Source organism: Mycobacterium sp. RTGN6, assembly GCF_033804605.1.
GTDB lineage: Bacteria > Actinomycetota > Actinomycetes > Mycobacteriales > Mycobacteriaceae > Mycobacterium.
The window spans coordinates 339426-358718 of record NZ_JAPZKZ010000004.1 but is presented as its reverse complement, the minus strand read 5'-3'; the positions used below and the strand labels follow the sequence as shown (position 1 = coordinate 358718).

Sequence of the window (19293 nt, the reverse complement as noted above, 5' to 3'; positions counted from 1 at the left end):
GAACGTGTTGTAATCGGGTGTGGTCGATACAAAAGCCGGGAAAACGCCTCGAAACAACGATGTTTCAGTCCAATCGGCGAATTTCGACGACGTTGCCGACGCGCCTGGTTCCGGGTCCGCGCCGATGACGTTCGCCGTCGCCGTGCACGGCACCAGGGGCGATGTCGAACCGTGCACGGCCGTCGCGCTCGAACTGGTGCGCCGCGGACATCATGTGCTCATGGCGGTGCCGCCCAACCTCATCCAGTTCGTCGAGTCAGCGGGCCTGGCGCGTCCACTGGACTATGGCGTGGATTCCCAGAAGCAGTTGGATGCGGACATCTTTCGTGACTTCTGGAAGCTGCAGAATCCGATGACCGCAATGCGCCGCGGCCGTGAGTACATGACTCAGGGTTGGGCCGAGATGAGCGAGACGTTGGCGTCGCTGGCGATCGGTGCCGACTTGATCCTTACTGGTACCACGTACCAGGAGGTCGCCGCCAACGTAGCTGAGCAGCAACGCGTTCCGCTTGCAGCGCTACATTACTTTCCCTTTCGCGCGAACAGCCACATGGTGCCGGTGCCGCTCCCCCGGCTCGTGCTCCACAGGGGTTGGTCGATGGTGGAATGGGTACACTGGCGGATCCTGAAGAAGCCCGAGGACGCTCAGCGCCGTGCGCTCGGACTACCGCAAGCCAGGGTCCGATCGGTACGTCGCATCGTCGAAAGTGGTGCGCTCGAGATCCAGGCGTATGACGAACTGTTCTTTCCAGGCCTGGCCGAGGAGTGGAACGGAGCCCGGCCGCTGGTCGGCTCGATCTCACTGGAGCTTCCGACCCCCGACGACGACGACCTCGACGACTGGATCGCCGCCGGAACCCCGCCCATTTACTTCGGTTTCGGCAGCATGCCCGTCGAGTCGCCAGCCGAGGCCATCGCGATGATCACCTCCGTATGCGCCGAACTCGGTGAGCGGGCCTTGATCAGCGCGGGCGTCTGGGACGTCGACGCGGTACCCCACGCCGATCACGTCAAACTCGTCGGTACGGTCAACCACGCCAAGGTGTTTCCCGCCTGCGAGGCCGTCGTTCACCATGGCGGGGCAGGCACCACCGCTGCGGGTGTGCGGGCCGGCGTGCCGACCGTGGTGCTGTGGGTCGGCGCCGACCAGCCGGTGTGGGCCACACAAATCAAGCGCCTGAAAGTCGGTACCGCGGAGCGATTCTCGAAGTCCACTCCGGAATCACTGGCGAAGGCGCTGCGAACGGTCCTGACACCCGACTATCGGAATCGGGCGCGGGAGGCGGCCGCGCGGATCACGGCGCCCGCCAAGAGCACAGCGCAAACCGCCGACCTGCTCGAATTGGCGGCCCGGCGCGGTAGCACGTCGAAGTCACTGCCTAGATGATCACTCCCTTGAGGTCGAAGTACGCCAAGGTCTGAATTACCTGATCGGACAGCCATTCCCGCGAATTCTCGGCGCCCACCTGGTACCCGACGACGCCAATCGACATCGTGCCGACGACGCGACCGGCTGCCACCACCAGTTGGCCACCGGCTCGTTCGACGGCGGTGCGGGTCACGTTCTGGTCGAGCGCTCGGCATACGACGTACTCGGCGTCCGTGCCGTCTAGGCGCGCGATCTCGATTGGCACGTCACCGAGGTTCGAGCAAGACACCGGCAGCTCTCCGAAGACCACGTCGACCGTGCCTCGAACGGCGCGCCTTGGGACGAACGGAGTGATCGGAAGCAGCGCGTGCGTCTCGTCGGGCACGCCCCGCACGGCCGACAACGCCGCTCTGACCGCGGTTCTGGTGGCCGAGAGATCGCTGGTAACCGTTGCGGGGTCGATGGTCGCGTTTGCCATCTTCATTGCGTTGGCGCGGCGATCGTCCAGCCCGCGATCGCTCACTGCGATCAACAAGGTCACGGTGCCGTCGGACTGGGACACACGTCCCAGGCGCTCGCCCAGCTTGGCCGAAAACGCAGCGAAAAGCGAATAGCCAGTACCGCCAAGGCTTTCGGCTCGCGCGTCCCAATCCTCGACGTCCACGACAGCCGATACGGCCGGGATCGTCACCGGGTCGTCCGCCACCTCAACCGCGCGGGACCGTGCCCTTCGTGACGATGAGATCGCCGCGCGCCTGCGTGCGGCGAACCGCACCGCCTTGGCCACCGTCCGGCCGAACTCCGGGAGGTCTCGTGCCACCTGCCTGGCGTCGGCGCTCAACGCGGTCAACCGTTTCCGTGATCCGGGAGGCCGGTAGCCGAACTCGGGTTTCACACCGTGCACGGCCTCGAACACTCTGAGCGCCGCGCCGCCGCCATCGACCAGGCAGTGGGATATGACGAGCGTGATGGCGCTCGACCCATCGCTCATCGGCAGCACCCCCAGATGCCACCCGGGTCCGTGCACCGGGTCGACCGGACGTTGCGAACGCGCTTCGATCCACGCGCCGAGTTCGCTCGGCGGTCGGACCTCGTCGACGTCCAGTGGCGCTGCCGGCCCCTTCGCCGCAACCCAACGATGCCGACCGAACGGCAGCACCGACGGCTCGATCAACCGGCCGGCCAAGCCGTAGCCGAAGTCACGGTGAAACCGGTGCAGGTCCTCCATGTCCACCGGATTTCGGTAGACCCAGATGCATTGCATCACTTGGGCACGACCCGTGGCCCTCCATGACAGGTAGGTCGCTTGGTCGATGTACTCCAGCAGATCGTCGATCATACGATTACTCCGCGAAGGTCGAACTCGCCCAACACCCTTGCCACGCGCGCTCGCAGGCCTTCCTTGGTGTTCTCAACGCCCGGCTGATAGCCGATCACCGCGATGGAGACCTTTCCGTCGAGCCGACCGGAGACGATCGTCAGCAGGCCGTGACGTTCCTCGAGCACCCTGCGCGTGATGTGCCGGTCCACCCCGCGCAGAAACACCTGCTCGGCCGGAGTGCCGTCGAGGCAGGCGATTCCGATGGGCAGATCCCCCAAATTCGAGCACGACACCGGCTGCTCGGCGAAACCGATCGCCAGGTCGGCGACGCGCCGCACCGCGAACTTCGGGATGAACGGCGTCAGCGGCAGCAGGCGCATCGCCTCGTCGGGCTCGTCCTTCACCGCCTTTAGCGCATCGCGGACCACCGCTCGGGTCGACGACAGATCCGTCGTGATGAGCCTCGGGTCGACGCGGACCTGAGCCAGCGCGACGGCATTGGCCCGGGTGTCGTCGGGGGCGCGGTCGTTGATCGGGACGATCAGGCCGACGGTTCCGTCGGCGACGAGTTCACGGCCCTGGTCCACGGCGAGTTTGGCCGCGAATCCGGCCAGCAGCGAATAACTGTTGCCCCCAAGCGCTTCGGCCCGCGCGTCCCACTCGTCGAGAGCGATGAATGCGGACACGGCGGGTACGACGACTGCCTCGTCGTCGGCGGCCCGGCGGCCACTCCGTCCAGTCGGCTGCGCCGGGGATGCGCTCGAGCGGTCCTTGGTATCGCGCGCCGAACCGTCCTTGCGATGACTCATGAGGAACTTGGCCGCAGCCACCAGCGTCCGTCCCAGCTCGGGTGCGTCACGAAGTGTCTGTCGGGCGTCGGCGGCCATCGCCTGCCTGCGTGTACGCGTACGCGGCGGCGGATAGCCGAAGTCGCGACGGTGCCCCCGGATCGCGTCGTGAATCGTCGACAGTGCGGCACCTCCGTCGAACAGTAAGTGCGACATCACCAGCGTCACCGCCGTCGAGCCGTCCGTCATCGGGAGCACGCCCGCGTGCCAGCCCGGACCGAACTCCGGGTCGATCGGGAGTTGCGCGCGCTCGTCGATCCAGTCGCTGAGTTCGGAGCGCGGACGGGGACTCGACTCGATCGCGAGCGGTGCCGCCGGTCCCGGCGACGCAACCCAACGATGCCGCCCGAACGGCAACGCGGACGGCTCGATCAGCCGGCCAGCCAATCCGTAGCCAAAGTCACGGTGGAAGCGCCTGACCTCCTCCATGTCAACGGGATGGTCGTACACCCACGCGATCTGAGTGACCGCGGCCTGACCGGTTGCGCGCAATCCGAGAAACATGGCCTGGTCGACGAAGTCGAGCCGGTGGTCCGCCGACGGACGGGCCTCGATCGACACCATTGCTCAACCCTTGGCGGCCGGCACCAACGGCGCCTGTTCACGGACGGTGTTGCGGTGCAGCGCCTCTCCGTGCCAGACGTGGCCGCGGGCAGACACCGGAACGGCCCCGTCGGCGACGCCCACGTACACCGCCGCCATCGCGGAGACGTAGCGCTCCACCGACTCACGGGCGATGGGGTTGTCGGGGAAGCCCACCGTGACCGTGGTCTCGCGCTCGCCGCGGTTGACCCAGAGCCCGATCTGACGGGCCAGCCGCGCGTCGCTGTAGACCTTGCCGTTCATGCGTTCCCACTCCGCGACGACATTCGCGGACAGCGGCGGCAGGCCCGCGTCGAGGTAGGACACCATCGGCACCCCAGGGTCCGGCGTCCGCAGCCCAAGGCCGCCTCGGGCGCAGCTGCTCCCCTCGTCGACTGCCGCCAGCTCGAGCACGCGGTCGAACGGAACGTGTGCGAGGTGCAACCCGTCGTCGAACGAAGCCTGGGCGGCCCGAGCGGACTCCTCGAACGATTCCGCGCCGACGGGCACCGTGATCGGGACCGTCCCGGTGAACCAGCCCGTCGTCTGGAACTCCTCCGACGTGCGACGGGTGGTCGTCGGGGTGATGAAGTGTGACGCCGTACTGCCCGTGAACGCGTGCTCGGCCAGTGCCGCGCACGCGAATACCCCGCCGATGAACCGGGCGCCTGCTGCCGTGCACGCCGCCTCGAATCGTTCCGATTGCTGCTTGTCCATCAGCCGCACCGTGATCAAATCCCCTGAGCACGGTATCGACGGATCGCCGAGCGGCAGGGCGAAGCGCGGCATCGTGCCGTCGTTTCGCTCCGCGAAGCGGATCCACTCCCGTACCTCCGGCGAATCCAACGTCAGTGCGCTCAGAAACTGCTGCTGCTGTGTGCAGAAGGCGTCGTAGCTGCCCGCACTCGGCAACGGAATCGGCGCCGCTCCGCTCGCAAGCGCTGCGTACATCATGTGGATCTCCACCAACACCAAGCCCATGAACATGGCGTCGGTGTGCACGTGATCGATGCTGATGTAGAACGTGAAGTGATCCGCACGCTGGATGATGCCGAACGAGAAGCAGTCCCACGTCAGTGGATTCGGCGTGGCCAGCACGTGCTCGCGCCACTGCGTCGCCGACACTTCTCCGTGACGCGTTGGCACGAAGGCGATGTCCCTTGGATCGGAGACGGTATGCCGCACGATGTCGTCCGTGTCCGTCAACTCGAACCAGCTGTGGTAGGTGTCATGCCTGCGCAAGTACGCGTTGACGACGTACGTCATCGCGCGAACGTCACACCGACCAGGCATGTCCCATGCGGGGATGTTGAGCCGCGCCATGTCGGTGCCCTCCGACTGATGCGACAAATAGCCCCGAATATGCTGGGCCTGTTGGTAACTGGCGGGAACGTCGCTGACGGGGGCAGTGCCCACCTTCGCGCGACTCTTGGGCGAGGGGTGCCACGACACCAGCTCACCCGAAGCGCCCGTCCAGTCGTGAATCGCCTTGATCGCAACCATCTAGCGCTCCCTCACTCGCAGTAGCTGGTCGAGCGACGCCATCGGCGCTGGTTGATTCGTCACGACGCCACCGCCGCAACGGCACTGTCATCGTTGAGCTCGCCCGCGATCGTCTCGCTGAGGTGTTCGGCCAGAGCGCGCACCGTGGTGACGTCCGTCGAACCGATCCGCACTCCGGTCGCGGACTCGAGCCGCGTCCGGAGCTCCAGCGTCCCCAGTGAGTCGAGGCCGTATTCCGACAGCGGCTTGTCCGCGTCGACCGACCTCCGCAGGATCAGGCTCATCTCCTCGGAGATCAAGCGCCGCAAGCGTGCAGGCCACTCCTCGCGGGACATCTGGCTCAGCTCGTCGAGGAACTCACTCGACCCGGAGCGGTCTTGGCCGAGCGATGCGAACGCTTCCGCGAACGGACTGCTCTGGGCGAACGCGGTGAGCCATGCGTTGCCCGCGAGCGGGGCGTAACCGCTGTAGACCCGGGTGTGTCGGATCAAGGTGTCGAACGCGTGAGCGCCGTCCTCCGGGTCGATGGCCATCCCATTGTCCGCGGCCATCGCCTGGCCCGCGCCGATCTGCGCCCACGCACCCCACGCCACCACCTGGCCCGGCAACCCGTTGGCCCGCCTCCAGCGCGCGAACGAGTCCAGCCAGCTATTGGCTGCCGCGTACGCACCCTGCCCTGGCGACCCGACCATCGCAGCAGCCGACGAGAAGGCACAGAACCAGTCCAGTGGCGCCGTGGCCGTGGCTTCGTGAAGGTGCCACGCCCCCAACACCTTCGGTGCCCAGTCGCGTTCGAGGAGCTCGTCGGTGATGTTCGCAAGGGTCGCGTCTTCGATGACCGCGGCCGCGTGAAGCACACCGCGCAACGGCTTGCCCGTTGCATTCGCCGCCGCGACCAGCCGGCCGGCCGTCGCCGCTTGCGATACGTCCCCGAGCTCGACTTCCACCTCGGTACCGGCCCGCCGGATGCGCTCGATGACGCGCAACGTCTCGCGGCTCGGCGCCGAGCGGCCGTTCAGCACGATGCGCCCGCACCCGGACGCGGCCATCTTCTCCGCCAGGAACAGCCCGAGACCGCCCAGTCCCCCGGTGACCACGTACGCGCCGTCGGCGCGGAACACCAGTGCCCGGTCGGCAGGCACCACGGCGGCGTACTGACCCGCACGCGGTACGTCGAGCACCAACTTGCCGGTGTGTTCGGCGGCGGCCATCGCCCGGATCGCGTTGGCGCCATTGGCCAGCGGGTAGCGGGTTGTCTGCGGTGCGGGCAACACGCCATCCGCGATCTGCTGATAGATGACCTCGAGCATGGCCCGCAGGGTGTCGGGTTCGACCAACGCGAGCAGCGCAAGGTCGACGGCGTGGAAGGACAGGTTCCGCCGGAACGGGAAGAGGCCCATCTTGGTGTCGCCGTAGATGTCGCGCTTGCCGATTTCGATGAATCGCCCGCCGAACGTCAACAGCTCGACACCGGCGCGTTGCGCCGCTCCCGGCAGCGAGTTGAGCACCACGTCGACGCCGTAGCCGTCGGTGTCCGCCCTGATCTGGTCGGCGAAGTCGATTGTGCGCGAGTCGTAGACACCCTTGACGCCCATGTCCAGCAACATGTTCCGGCGCTCGGGACTTCCCGCCGTGGCGTAGATCTCGGCCCCGGCGGCACGCGCGATCGCGAGCGCGGCCTGACCAACACCGCCGGTGGCGGAGTGAATGAGCACCTTGTCACCCGCGCGGATCCTGGCCAGGTGATGCAGCGAGTACCACGCGGTGGCGTGAGCGCTCGGAACCGCTGCGGCGACCGCGTCCGGCAACTCGGTCGGGATGGGCACCGCGAGGTTCACATCACAGGTGACGTAGCTGCACCAGGCTCCCGTCGCCGAGATCCCCGCGACACGGTCACCGATCAGGTGATCGGTCACTCCGGCACCCACCGCCGTCACCACGCCCGCGAAGTCGGCCCCGAGCTCGGGCAGCCTGCCCTCGAAGGAGGGATAGCGTCCGTAGGCGATCAACACGTCGGCGAAGTTGAGGTTCGACGCCGACACGGCGACCTCGATCTGACCTGGTCCGGGTGGGATGCGCTCGTACGCAACGAGTTCTGCGGACTGCAGGTCTCCTGGCGTGCGGATCTGCAGACGCATCCCGTCCCGCTCCGGGTGCACCACCGTCGTGTGGCGTTCCTCGGCCTGCAGCGGGCTGACGTTGAGCCGGGCCACGTAGTGTTGACCGTCCCGCCAGGCGGTCTCGTCTTCGTTCGAGTTCGAGAGCAGCTGGGCGGCAACCAGTTCCACGTCCGTCGCGTCGTCCACGTCGACCTGCGTGGGCCGCAGCGACGGGCACTCCATGCCGACGACCCGCATCAGCCCGCGTAAGCCACCCTGAGCCAGGTTGGGCACCTCACCCGAGAGCACAGTCTGCGCATCCCTGGTGAGCACGTACAACCGCGGTGGCTGTCCGGGAATCTCGGGCAGCACCCGGGCGATGCGGACCAGCTGGCGGACGTGGTCGGCACCCCGGCCGACGGGATCGCCGTCCGGGTGCCGCGGTTCCCCGACCACCACAACACCCGCGAAGGGGTGAGCGGTGAGCGTCTCGCGAAGTAGCGCGGCGCTGGCCCCAAGGTCGTCCCCGGCCCACGTCATCGCGGTGACGTCGGACTCTCCCGCCTTGAGCGCGTCGGTCAGCTTCGTGGCGAGCATGTCGGGGGCGTCGCCGGCGGCGATCACCAACCAGTTGCCCGGCGCGATGGTGGCCACGGGCGAGTTCTGCCTGCGCCAGTCGATGGTGAGCAATCGATCGTTGAGGCGCCGGTCCCGCTCGCCCTGCTCCGATACGCCGGTGCCCAGCCGCAGCCCCGCCACCGATAGCAGCACGGCGCCCTGGTCGTCGAGCACGTCGATGTCAGCCTCGACCGCGCCGTGATGTGCACTGGTCAACCGGGCGAAGGCGTAGTGCGCATTGCGGGTGGACGCATAGGCGCGCAGTTCGCGAACCCCGAGCGGCAGCATCAACGCGCCGCTGTCGTCGGAGTACAGGTCGGGGTGTGCACCGACCGCCTGGAAGCATGCGTCGAGAAGCGCCGGATGCGCGCTGAAGGCGCCCTGCTGCGACCGGATCGACCCCGGCAGCGCCACCTCGGCGAGGACGGAGCCGCCCGAACCAGTGTGGGCAGCCGTCAGACCGCCAAAGGCAGCGCCGTATCCGATGCCGCGAGCCGAGTAGAAGGCGCGCAGTTCCTGCCCGTCGACCAGGGTCGGGTGCGATTCGAGCAGCGCGGCGACGTCGTACTTCGCCGGCTCCACGCCGTCTTCGACACTCTGCAGCACCGCAGTGGCCCGCCTGACCTCCTGCTCTTCGAGGTAGGTACTGACGACGAAGTCGACGACGCCCGAAGGAGAAACCGATGCGACGGCGCTCAACGGCGTGTGGTCTTCGAGTAGGAGCATCTGCTCGAACGTGACGTCCCGCACCGCCGACGCCTCGCCGATGACCTCCCGCGCGGCAGCCAGTGCGATCTCGCAGAAGGCGGCACCCGGTAACGCGGCCACGTCGTGTACCCGGTGGTCGTCGAGCCACGGCTGCACCGCGACCCCGACATCCGATTGCCAGACGTGACGTTCGGGCGTTTCGGGCAGCCGCACGTGCGCACCCAACAGCGGATGGACGGCCACCGTCGACGCGTTGTGCGACTGCTCGTCACGGGTGAGCATCAGCTGCGCATGGGTGAACGAGGGCAAGGGCGCATCCACGAGTGCGCCGGCCGGCCAAAGCACGGCACGATCGATCGACGCACCTGCCTCATGCAACCCGGCCAGGAACTCGCTAAGCCCGTGCGGCAGCTGCTGCTCCCGCCTCGTGCTGGCCAGGGCCGCCAACCGGATGTCGACGCTGCGCGCGTTCTGGTCGACCGCATGGGTGAGCAAGGGATGCGGCGCGAGTTCTCCGAACACCCGGAAGCCGTCTTCCAGGGCTGCCTGGACGGCAGCGGCGAACCGGACCGCGTGGCGCAGGTTGTCCGCCCAGTAGTACGCGTCGAAGTCCGCAGGATCGCGCGGGTCGTACAGAGTTGCCGAGTAGTACGGCACCGTTGGTTCCATCGGTGAGATGTCCTCGAGCACATCCACCAGCTCGTCGAGGATCGGATCGACCTGTGGCGAATGGGACGCGACGTCCACTGCCACCTCGCGCGCCATCACACCGCGCGCTTCCCACTCGGCGACCAGCGCCCGGACCGACTCCTTGGCCCCACCCACGACCGCGGACTGCGGCGAGGCCACGACCGAGAGCACGACGTCGTTCACCCCGAGCGCCGCCAACTCCGAAAGCACCTGCTGTGCAGGTAGTTCGACCGAGGCCATCGCCCCGGAACCGGCGACGGTCGCCATCAGTCTCGAGCGCCGGCAGATCACCTTGACGCCGTCGGCAAGCGAAAGCGCCTCGGCGACGACCGCTGCCGCCACCTCGCCCATCGAATGACCGATGACCGCGCCCGGCGCGACACCCTTGGCCGTCATCGTGGCGGCCAATGCGACCTGAACGGCGAAGATCGTGGGTTGCACCCGGTCGATTCCGGTTACCACCTGCTCGCTTGACATCGCCTCGGTCACGGAGAATCCGGATTCCGCGAGGATCAGCGGTTCGAGCTCCGCGACCGTCCTGGCGAATACGGTTTCGGTCTCCAACAGGCCCGCGCCCATGGCGGCCCACTGCGAGCCCTGCCCGGAGAACACCCAGACCGGGCCACGCTCGCCGTCGGCGACGGCAGGCTCCCACGGGCCATCGTCGGAGGCGAACTCGCGCAATGCGGTGACGAGGTCGTCGCGACCGTGCGCCAGTACGACGTGGCGTACGGGTCGATGCGCCCGGCGACGCGCGAGTGTGTAGGCGAGATCCGTCATTTCCGTGGCGGGGTCGTCGACCTCCGGACGGCTGTCCACCCAGTCGGCCAGCCGACCGGCGGCGCGGCGCAACTCCGTAACGGACGTGGCGGACAGCGGGAACAGCTTTGGCCCATCGGCCGTCCCGGCCTGCTCGGAGCGAGCGTGCCTGCCTAGCGGTGGATCCACCGGTGCCGCCTCGAGGATGGCGTGCACGTTGGTGCCCGAGAGCCCGTAGGAGGAGACCGCGGCGCGCCGCGGATGGCGACCGTTGGTGGGCCACGCGGTGGTTTGTTCCGGCACGAACAGCTGCGACTCGATGCGCGCCAACTCCTCCGGCAGCGCGGTGAAGTGCAGATTCCGCGGCACGGTCGCGTGATGCAGCGCAAGGATGGCCTTCACCAGTCCGATCGCCCCTGACGCCGACTGACCGTGCCCGAAGTTGGTCTTCGCCGAGCCCAACGCGCACGGTCCAGCCGTCCCGTAGACCTCGGCCAGGCTGGCGAATTCGATCGGATCGCCGACGGGTGTTCCGGTGCCGTGGGCCTCGACCATGCCGACGGTGGTGGGGTCGACGCCTGCCGACGCCAATGCCGCCCGGTACACGCTGACCTGCGCGGTACGCGACGGCACGGCGATGTTCACGGTGTGACCGTCCTGGTTGGCGGCCGTTCCTCGGATGACCGCCAGCACGCGGTCGCCGTCCGCCTTGGCGTCGCTCAAACGCTTCAGAAGCAGGACGGCCGAGCCTTCTCCGCCTGCGAAGCCGTCGGCGTTCACGTCGAATGCGTGGCATGCCCCGGTCGGCGAGAGCATCCCCTGCGCCGAACCCGAGGACATCTTTCGAGGTTCCAGCATGATCGAGACGCCGCCGGCCAGTGCGAGGTCACTCTCGCCGTCGTAGAGGCTGCGGCAGGCCATGTGCACGGCGAGAAGGCTTGACGAGCAGGCTGAGTCGACGGTGAAGGCCGGGCCATGTATGCCGAGGTGGTAGGCGATGCGGCCGGAAGCCAGGCTGAAGTTGTTGCCCGTGAAGCCGTAGGGACCCTCGATTGCGTTGGCATCCGCGGCCAGCAGCTGGTAGTCGGCGTGGGTCATGCCCATGAAGACGCCGGTCAGGGACTTGGCGATGATTGAGGGGTCGATCCCGGCGTGTTCGATTGCTTCCCAAGATGTTTCCAGTAGGAGGCGGTGTTGCGGGTCGATCGCCGTCGCCTCGCGCTCGCTGATGCCGAAGAACTCGGCGTCGAAACCGGCGATGTCTTCCAGGAACGCGCCCCACTTGGAGACCGAACGTCCCGGCACCCCCGGCTCCGGGTCGAAGTACTCCTCGGCGTCCCAACGGTCCAGCGGCACCTTGGTGACGGTGTTCTGGCCGCGCATCAACGCCTCCCAAACGCCCGCCGGCGAGTCGATGCCGCCGGGCAGCCGGCATCCGATGCCGATCACGGCGACTGGGGGGACCGCTGTCTCTGCCACGTAAATCCAACCTTCTTCCACATGCGTACTCAGGAGTTCCGACCCGGGTAGGAGTGCAGAAAGCGTCAAATTCGCATTTGCCGCATATCGGCCCTGCGCCTCCTTTCCCTGAGAAATTCGCCCTTATCAGTAGAAGCCCATTACCGCAAGCGGAGCATCTTCGTTAGCCGTCGATGAGTGAGCAAATGAAATCTTGCTCATTCATCCCGATGATTCTCCGGCGGAAGATTACACCGGGAATGGTTGACGCGTCTTCCCTACGTCAAAAATGTGGCTGACCTGGTAATATTTTACTTTCATCCGCGTCGATTCATTTGTAGCGACGCTAAGATTGCAACGCCATGTTTTCGCCGCATGAGAACTCAGCAAATTGTCGAGCGCGTCGATCTCGATCGAAAATTGCTCGACAATCGACGTGTCAACACTCAATATCGGCGCATCGATGGTTTGCCGGAAAACGTGCAATTCACGGGAAGCTACAGGTAGCGTCAATTAGGGTAATGGTATGTATTAGCCGTTCGATTGCTCCCGACCCCAGAGTGTCGCCCGCCATCGGCTGTCAAATCGACGGGGGGTCGGCCAGTCACGGCAATCGTGGTCCCGATAACGATGGCGTCAAATCTCGTGGTGCTGGCAACACACACGCCATCGCGGCGCTACGCCGGCGTCACCGCCGGGCCAAATGCGCCGCAGCGCCGAAATCATCTGTGCCACAAGGGATTAAACAGACAACCAATGTTGTCCACAGATTCTGCCAATTCGTCGGACACCCGCCACAACGGCGTCACACGGCCTCGGAGGTCGCGTCCGCGTACGGCGCACCGTGTTCGGTGACCGCCGCGAATCCGTGCTTGCGAGCCAGCGCCGCTCCCCGACGGATGAGCGCGGCCGTCGCCACGAACCCGGCCTGATCGGCCACCACGAACGGTGTCAGCAGGCGGTTGTGCACGAAACCGAACGCCAGCCCGCTGGCCGGATCCGCCCACCCGAGCGAGCCTCCCAGGCCGACGTGGCCGAACCCCGGCAGGACGCCGCCGAGCGGCAGCGAGTGGTAGCCGAGGTTGAACGACATCGGCATCAGGATGCTGCCGTCCGGGTGAAGGCTGCGCCGACCGGTGAGTTGGACGACCAGTTCCGGGGACAGGAAGCGTGTGCCGTCGATGGTGCCGCCGTTGGCGATGGCGCCGTACATCCGGGCCAGCGCCCGCGCGGTGGCGACGCCGTTGGCCGCAGGGAGTTCGGTGTCGAGCAGCGGGAGGTCGCCCTGGACCGTGGACTTCATGCCTGGGAAGTACAACGACCCGAAGCCGCCCGAGTACGGCAGGCCGGCGAGCCGCGGTGCGACCAGGTTGAAGATCGGGTTCTGGAGCCGCGACTGGGGCCCGATGATCTGTGCGGGTTGGGTCGGCGCGGCCGTCGGCGGCCTGCCGAGGTGGAAGCCGTCGGTGTTCAGCGGCGCGGCCAACTCGGTTCGGAACAGCTCGCGCATGCCGCGCCCAGTGACGGCGCGGGCCAGACCGGACATCAGCCATCCATAGGTCAGCGCGTGGTAGGCGGGCAGCCCCTTGAACAGCCCCATCGGCGCGGCGGCCATGCGCTCCTCCATCAGGAGGTGGTCCATCAGATCGGCCTTGGTGGTGCCGTTCAGGTGCGCGAGGCCAGCCCGGTGCTGCATGAGTTCACGAACGGTGACCGACGCCTTCCCGTTGGCAGCGAAGGCACGCCAGTACTCGGCGACCGGCGCGTCGTAGTCGAGCTCGCCGCGGTCGGCGAGTCGGTGGATGACGGTGGACGCCATGCCCTTCGTGGCGGAGAACACCACGGTTCCGGTGTCCGCGGTCCACTGCTTCGTGCCGCGGCGGTCGGCCCACCCCGTCCACACGTCGACGACGGGCCTGCCGTCCAGATAGACCGCGAGTGCTCCCCCGCCGAATCGGCGCCAGGGAAAGAGTTCGGAGAATGCGCGCACGGCGCAGGAGAAGTTCGGGTCGGCATCGCCGTTGACACCGTGCGGGAGCGCGACGCTGCGCTCCCGGCCTTTTGCAGGGCTCACAGTTAGACAATCTACCCGTTCCCCCGGCAAATATTGACGGCAGTTACCGATCTGTTAGGTCACGACACGGCCGCGGCATCGAGCAGCTCCTGCGCAGCAAGCGCGGGAGTCAACTCACCCTCGAGCACGCGACGCTCCACGTCGGCGCGGATCCGCCGGACCTCGGGGTGAGTGAGCACGCGGTCGAGCACCGTGTCGCGCACCATCGTCCACGTCCAATCGACCTGTTGCGCTCGACGTCTCGCGTCGAACTCACCCGCATCGACGAGTACGTCGCGGTGCTTGCACACGGTCTGCCAGAGCTCGGCGAGCCCGTCGCCGTGGAGCGCACTCATCGTGAGTACCGGTGGACGCCAGAGTGTTTCACGCGGATAGATGAGCCGGATGGCACCCGCCAGCTCGCGCGCCGCCGCCTTGGCCTCGACCGCGTGTGCGCCATCCGCCTTGTTGACCACCACGATATCGGCGAGTTCGAGCACACCCTTCTTGATGCCTTGGAGCTGGTCACCGGTGCGCGCCAGGGTCAAGAAGACGAACGTGTCGACCATGTTGGCAACCGTCACCTCGGACTGTCCGACACCCACCGTTTCGACCAGGATGAGGTCGAAACCCGCGGCTTCCAGCAAAACAATGGTCTCGCGGGTGGCCTTCGCGACTCCGCCCAGCGTGCCCGAGGTGGGCGACGGTCGGATGTAGGCGTCGGGGTGAACCGCAAGCCGCGCCATCCTGGTCTTGTCGCCGAGTATCGAACCGCCGGTGCGCGTCGACGAGGGATCGACGGCGAGCACCGCGACCCGGTGACCTTGATCGATGAGGTACATGCCGAGCGCTTCGATCGTCGTGGACTTGCCGACGCCGGGAACGCCGGTGATGCCGACGTGCAGCGCCTTCCCTGCGTCTGGCATCAGTTCCAGCAGCAGCCGCTGCGCCTCTTCGCGATGGTCCGGGCGAGTGGACTCGACAAGCGTTATCGCGCGCGCGAGCGCGGAACGGTCGCCGCTTCGGACGGTCCGTGCGAGGTCCTCGGCGTCGCGAGTCATATCCCCGGTCGCTCCGCTCTCCCCCGCAAGCGGGGGGACCCCCAGCGCCGAAACCATCTACGGGAGGTCATAACCCAACCGCTCGGCCAGCTTCTCCAGCAGGCCGATGGCTGCATCGGCGATGACGGTGCCTGGCGGGAAGATGGCCGTGGCGCCTGCTTCGTAGAGCTCGTCGAAGTCACCCGGCGGAATCACCCCACCGACGACGATCATGATGTCGGCCCTGCCCACCTCGGCGAGCGCGTCGCGCAGCGCAGGCACCAGGGTCAGGTGGCCCGCGGCGAGCGACGACACTCCCACCACGTGGACGTCGTTGTCGGCGGCTTGGCGAGCGACCTCGTCCGGGGTGGAGAACAGCGACCCGACGTCGACGTCGAACCCGATGTCGGCGAATGCCGTCGCGATGACCTTCTGGCCACGATCGTGACCGTCCTGGCCCATCTTGGCCACCAGGATGCGCGGCCTGCGGCCATCCGCCTCGGCGAACTTACCAACCAGTTCCGTTGCAGCGCTTACGTTGCTGACCATCCCCACCTCATCCCGGTAGACGCCCGCGATCGTGCGAATCTCGGCCTGGTGGCGTCCGTAGACCTTCTCCAGGGCATCGGAGATCTCGCCGACGGTGGCCTTCGCACGGGCAGCGGCGATGGCCAGCGCCATCAGGTTGTTCCCAAGGCCGTCCTGGCCTGCCGGGCCCGATTCCGCTGCCGCTCGGGATAGTTCGGCCAGCGCCGCCTGTGTCGCGGCCTCGTCGCGGTCGGCGCGCAGCCGAGCGAGCTTGTCGAGCTGTTCGGCGCGTACGCGGCTGTTCTCGACCTTGAGGACCTCGATCTCCTGGTCCTCGTCGACCTGATACTTGTTGACGCCGATCACGGTCTGCTGCCCGGAGTCGATGCGCGCCTGGGTCCGTGCGGCGGCCTCCTCGATGCGCAACTTCGGGATGCCATCGTCGATCGCCTGCGCCATACCGCCATGCTCGTCGACCTCGCGGAAGTGGGCGCGCACCTTCTCGGCGAGCTGGTGGGTCAGCCACTCGACGTAATACGAACCGCCCCAAGGGTCTATCGGCCGGGTGGTGCCGGACTCCTGCTGCAGCACCAGCTGCGTGTTGCGGGCGATGCGCGCCGAGAAGTCGGTGGGCAGCGCCAGCGCCTCGTCGAGGGCGTTCGTATGCAACGACTGCGTGTGGCCCTGAGTGGCAGCCATCGCCTCGATACACGTGCGTGCGACGTTGTTGAACGGGTCCTGCGCGGTCAGCGACCAACCCGACGTCTGCGAATGCGTGCGCAATGACAGCGACTTGTCGGTCTTGGGGTCGAACCGCGCGACCAGCTCACTCCACAACAGCCGGCCAGCCCGCAGTTTGGCGACCTCCATGAAGAAGTTCATGCCGATGCCCCAGAAGAACGACAACCGTGGCGCGAACTTGTCGATGTCCAGGCCCGCGGCCAGCCCCGCCTTGATGTACTCGACGCCGTCGGCCAGCGTGTAGGCGAGTTCGAGATCCGCAGTGGCTCCGGCCTCTTGGATGTGATAGCCGGAGATCGAGATGGAGTTGAACTTCGGCATCTTCGTGCTGGTGTAGCCGAAGATGTCGGAGATGATCCGCATCGACGGCTTCGGCGGATAGATGTAGGTGTTGCGGACCATGAACTCCTTGAGGATGTCGTTCTGGATGGTCCCCGCGAGCTTCTCCGGCGGCACCCCCTGCTCCTCTGCGGCCACCACGTACAGCGCAAGGATCGGCAGCACCGCGCCGTTCATCGTCATCGACACCGAGACGCTGGAAAGGTCGATGCCGTCGAACAATTGGCGCATGTCGAGGATCGAGTCAATGGCCACGCCTGCCATGCCGACGTCGCCTGCCACGCGCGGATGATCGGAGTCGTAACCGCGGTGCGTGGCGAGGTCGAACGCCACCGAGAGGCCCTTCTGACCCGCGGCCAGATTTCGTCGGTAGAACGCGTTGGACTCGGCGGCCGTCGAGAAGCCCGCGTACTGACGGATCGTCCACGGCTGGTTCACATACATCGTCGGGTAGGGCCCGCGGACGAATGGTGGGGCGCCGGGAAAGCTGTCCAACGGATAGCCCGCGTCGACCGCGGCGTCCCGGTCGGCGGCGATGTACACCGGCTTGACGTCGATCCCCTCGGGGGTCGCCCAATCCAGTTGTTCGGCGGTGTATCCGTGGGCGGCGGCCGCGGCGGCGACGTATTCCCCCACGGCTGCATCGGTGGACAGTTCGCCAGTGCGCTCACCGTGAAGCGGTACGTCGGCGAAGCTTCCGATCCCGGTAGTGGCAGTCATCTCAGGCCCCCAATCGGGTGAGCAGGTTCGACAACGCGTCGATCGCATCGATCTTGGCGGTCAGGTAATCGTCCGGTTTGGTTGCCGCGTCGGCGACGGCCTTCTCCGGCCCAGCCAGGTAGACGTGTGAAACTCCACCTGCGCGAGCGGCTTCCACCACATCCGCGACGTCGGTTCCGTATCGGGCGTCGGTTCCGCAGATCACCGCGACGACGGGGTCACCGGCCGCGGTCACCGCGTCGGCCACCCCGGCCGCGTCGAGCGTGCCGGGATTGACCGTCTCTATGCCACCGGATGCGAGCAGGTTGGCGGCGAAGGTGGTCCGCACGTTGTGTTCTGCGAGCGGCCCCAGCGGTAACAGCAGGGCCTTGGGCCGGGCTCCGTTGGCCGCAAGGTAGGCATCCGACCGGTCCCGCAGCGCCTCGAACGCGGCGGCGTACCGGTACCCGGCTTCGGACGAATCAGGCTGCGGTAGTGGGGCTTCGGACAGGTTCGGATATTCGTTGACGCCGGTAAGGGCGGTACGCCGGTGAGCGATGTCGTCGGTCCGCCGCGTTCGCACCTCGGCGATCTGCGAGACGACGTAGTCGGCTGCGTCGACGAAGCCGCCCTTGGACTCGATGTCGCGGAAGTGCTCCCACGCCTGTTCGGCAAGAGCGCGGGTGAGTTCCTCGACGAACCACGAACCTCCGCCGGGATCGAGCACCCGGCCGATGTGGGATTCCTCCAACAGCAGCAGCTGGGTGTTGCGGGCCATTCGGCGGGTGAAACTCGGTGCGGTACCGGGCAATCCACCAGCAATGGCGGCGTCGAAGGTCTGCACCAGCACCGTGTCGGCGCCGCCAACCCCTGCGGCGAACGCCGCAAGCGTGGTGCGCAGCATGTTCACCCACGGATCACGCTGCGCCATCATGGGCAGCGAGGTGACGGCATGGATGGTGGCCGCGCCCGAGTCGGGTGCACCGGCCACCTCGGCGACCCTCGCCCACAGCTGTCGCGCCGCCCTGAACTTCGCGATCGCCATGAACTGGTCGTCGTCGGCGGCGAAGCGGAAACTGAGCTGGCTCAGTGCATCCGACGCCGAAACTCCGCGCTCCACGAGCAGACGCAGGTAGCTCACTCCCACGGCGACGGCGCTCGCCAGCTCCCACGACGCGCTCGCGCCCAGCCCGTGAAAGGTGGGACCGTCGACGGTGATGGCCCGTACTCCGCCGTCGTATCCAACCGCCTTGCCGACGACATCGACCACGTCGTCGATCGACGGAGCCGACCGTCCGACAAGGGCCGCCGTCAACGGGTCGGCGCCCAAGTCCACGGACAGCCGGGCACGCCGTTCGTCGTCGAAGTCGGTGACCAGGGCCAAGACCCCCTCGGCGGCCGCGACGTAGTCTGCGCCCGCGTCGAGGACGACCGGAACGAGTTCGAGGAACACGCCTTCCAAGAGCCGGTCGAGGTCAGCCGCGTCGACGCCGTCGGCGCCGACGCGCAGTACCAGCGCGCTCGTCCCCTCGGTGAGCGCGGCCAGGACGGTGCCGTTGCCGTCGCCTGCCGACTCCTGCCCGGGCACGGGAAAGGACTCCGCGACCTTCCAGCCCGACTTGACGTCGCGCAACGCGTCCCCACCGCGGACGAACGGCCAGCGGCCGGGCAGCGGAGGTTCTGGTTGGCTGTCCAGGATCGTGTACAGCGGGCGGATCGGAAAGCCCTCATACGTCGCCGAGTCGAGCAGTTGCTCCGGTTGGGCGCCGAGGTCCGCGGGGTCCTTGCGGCTGCTCTTGGCCAGCACGCCTGCGACGGCGGCGCGCCACTGCTCGCGATCAGACTCAGCGACGCTGAGCCTGGAACTGGACCCCTGTTCAGACACCGGCATCTCCTGTTGTCGCAGCTTGTGACACAACCACCCGGCCATCAGGCTAA

Annotated in this window: 10 protein-coding genes; 1 reads left to right on the top strand and 9 read right to left on the bottom strand. The window is 67.1% G+C overall.

From position 1 onward, the window contains the following. Positions 1-124: 124 nt before the first annotated feature. Entirely contained in the window at positions 125-1387 is a 1263-nt protein-coding gene (locus SLQ33_RS12590; protein ID WP_319454166.1) for a glycosyltransferase, read from the top strand. On the opposite strand, the gene SLQ33_RS12585 is transcribed toward SLQ33_RS12590, so the two are convergent. The 9 genes from SLQ33_RS12585 to mutA all read right to left on the bottom strand — a co-directional run bounded on the left by SLQ33_RS12585 (position 1380) and on the right by mutA (position 19246). Next, on the bottom strand, positions 1380-2708 hold the full coding sequence (locus SLQ33_RS12585; protein WP_319454165.1) for a hypothetical protein: 1329 nt from the start codon (positions 2706-2708) through the stop codon (positions 1380-1382). The genes SLQ33_RS12590 and SLQ33_RS12585 overlap by 8 nt on opposite strands. Continuing rightward, positions 2705-4102 (bottom strand): hypothetical protein, encoded by a 1398-nt coding sequence (locus tag SLQ33_RS12580; RefSeq protein ID WP_319454164.1) that lies wholly within the window; start codon positions 4100-4102, stop codon positions 2705-2707. Before SLQ33_RS12580 ends, SLQ33_RS12585 begins: the two co-directional genes overlap by 4 nt. 3 nt (positions 4103-4105) lie before the next feature. Continuing rightward, positions 4106-5623, bottom strand: coding sequence for a condensation domain-containing protein (locus SLQ33_RS12575; protein ID WP_319454163.1), 1518 nt, complete (start codon positions 5621-5623; stop codon positions 4106-4108). Positions 5624-5682: 59 nt separating this feature from the next. After that, positions 5683-11976, bottom strand: a complete 6294-nt coding sequence (gene pks2, locus SLQ33_RS12570; protein WP_319454162.1) for a sulfolipid-1 biosynthesis phthioceranic/hydroxyphthioceranic acid synthase — start codon at positions 11974-11976, stop codon at positions 5683-5685. Between the two features lie 228 nt (positions 11977-12204). Further along, positions 12205-12468, bottom strand: coding sequence for a hypothetical protein (locus tag SLQ33_RS12565; protein ID WP_319454161.1), 264 nt, complete (start codon positions 12466-12468; stop codon positions 12205-12207). Between the two features lie 292 nt (positions 12469-12760). Beyond that, a complete protein-coding gene (locus SLQ33_RS12560) occupies positions 12761-14029 on the bottom strand; it encodes a serine hydrolase domain-containing protein (RefSeq protein ID WP_319454160.1) in 1269 nt (422 codons plus the stop codon). 59 nt (positions 14030-14088) lie between these two features. Next, entirely contained in the window at positions 14089-15069 is a 981-nt protein-coding gene (gene meaB / locus SLQ33_RS12555) for a methylmalonyl Co-A mutase-associated GTPase MeaB (RefSeq protein ID WP_319454159.1), read from the bottom strand. 57 nt (positions 15070-15126) lie between these two features. Next, the gene (scpA, locus tag SLQ33_RS12550; RefSeq protein WP_319454158.1) at positions 15127-17376 is read right to left on the bottom strand and encodes a methylmalonyl-CoA mutase; all 2250 of its coding nucleotides are present in this window, start codon (positions 17374-17376) and stop codon (positions 15127-15129) included. Position 17377: 1 nt separating this feature from the next. Further along, on the bottom strand, positions 17378-19246 hold the full coding sequence (gene mutA, locus SLQ33_RS12545; RefSeq protein WP_319454157.1) for a methylmalonyl-CoA mutase small subunit: 1869 nt from the start codon (positions 19244-19246) through the stop codon (positions 17378-17380). Positions 19247-19293: the final 47 nt, after the last annotated feature.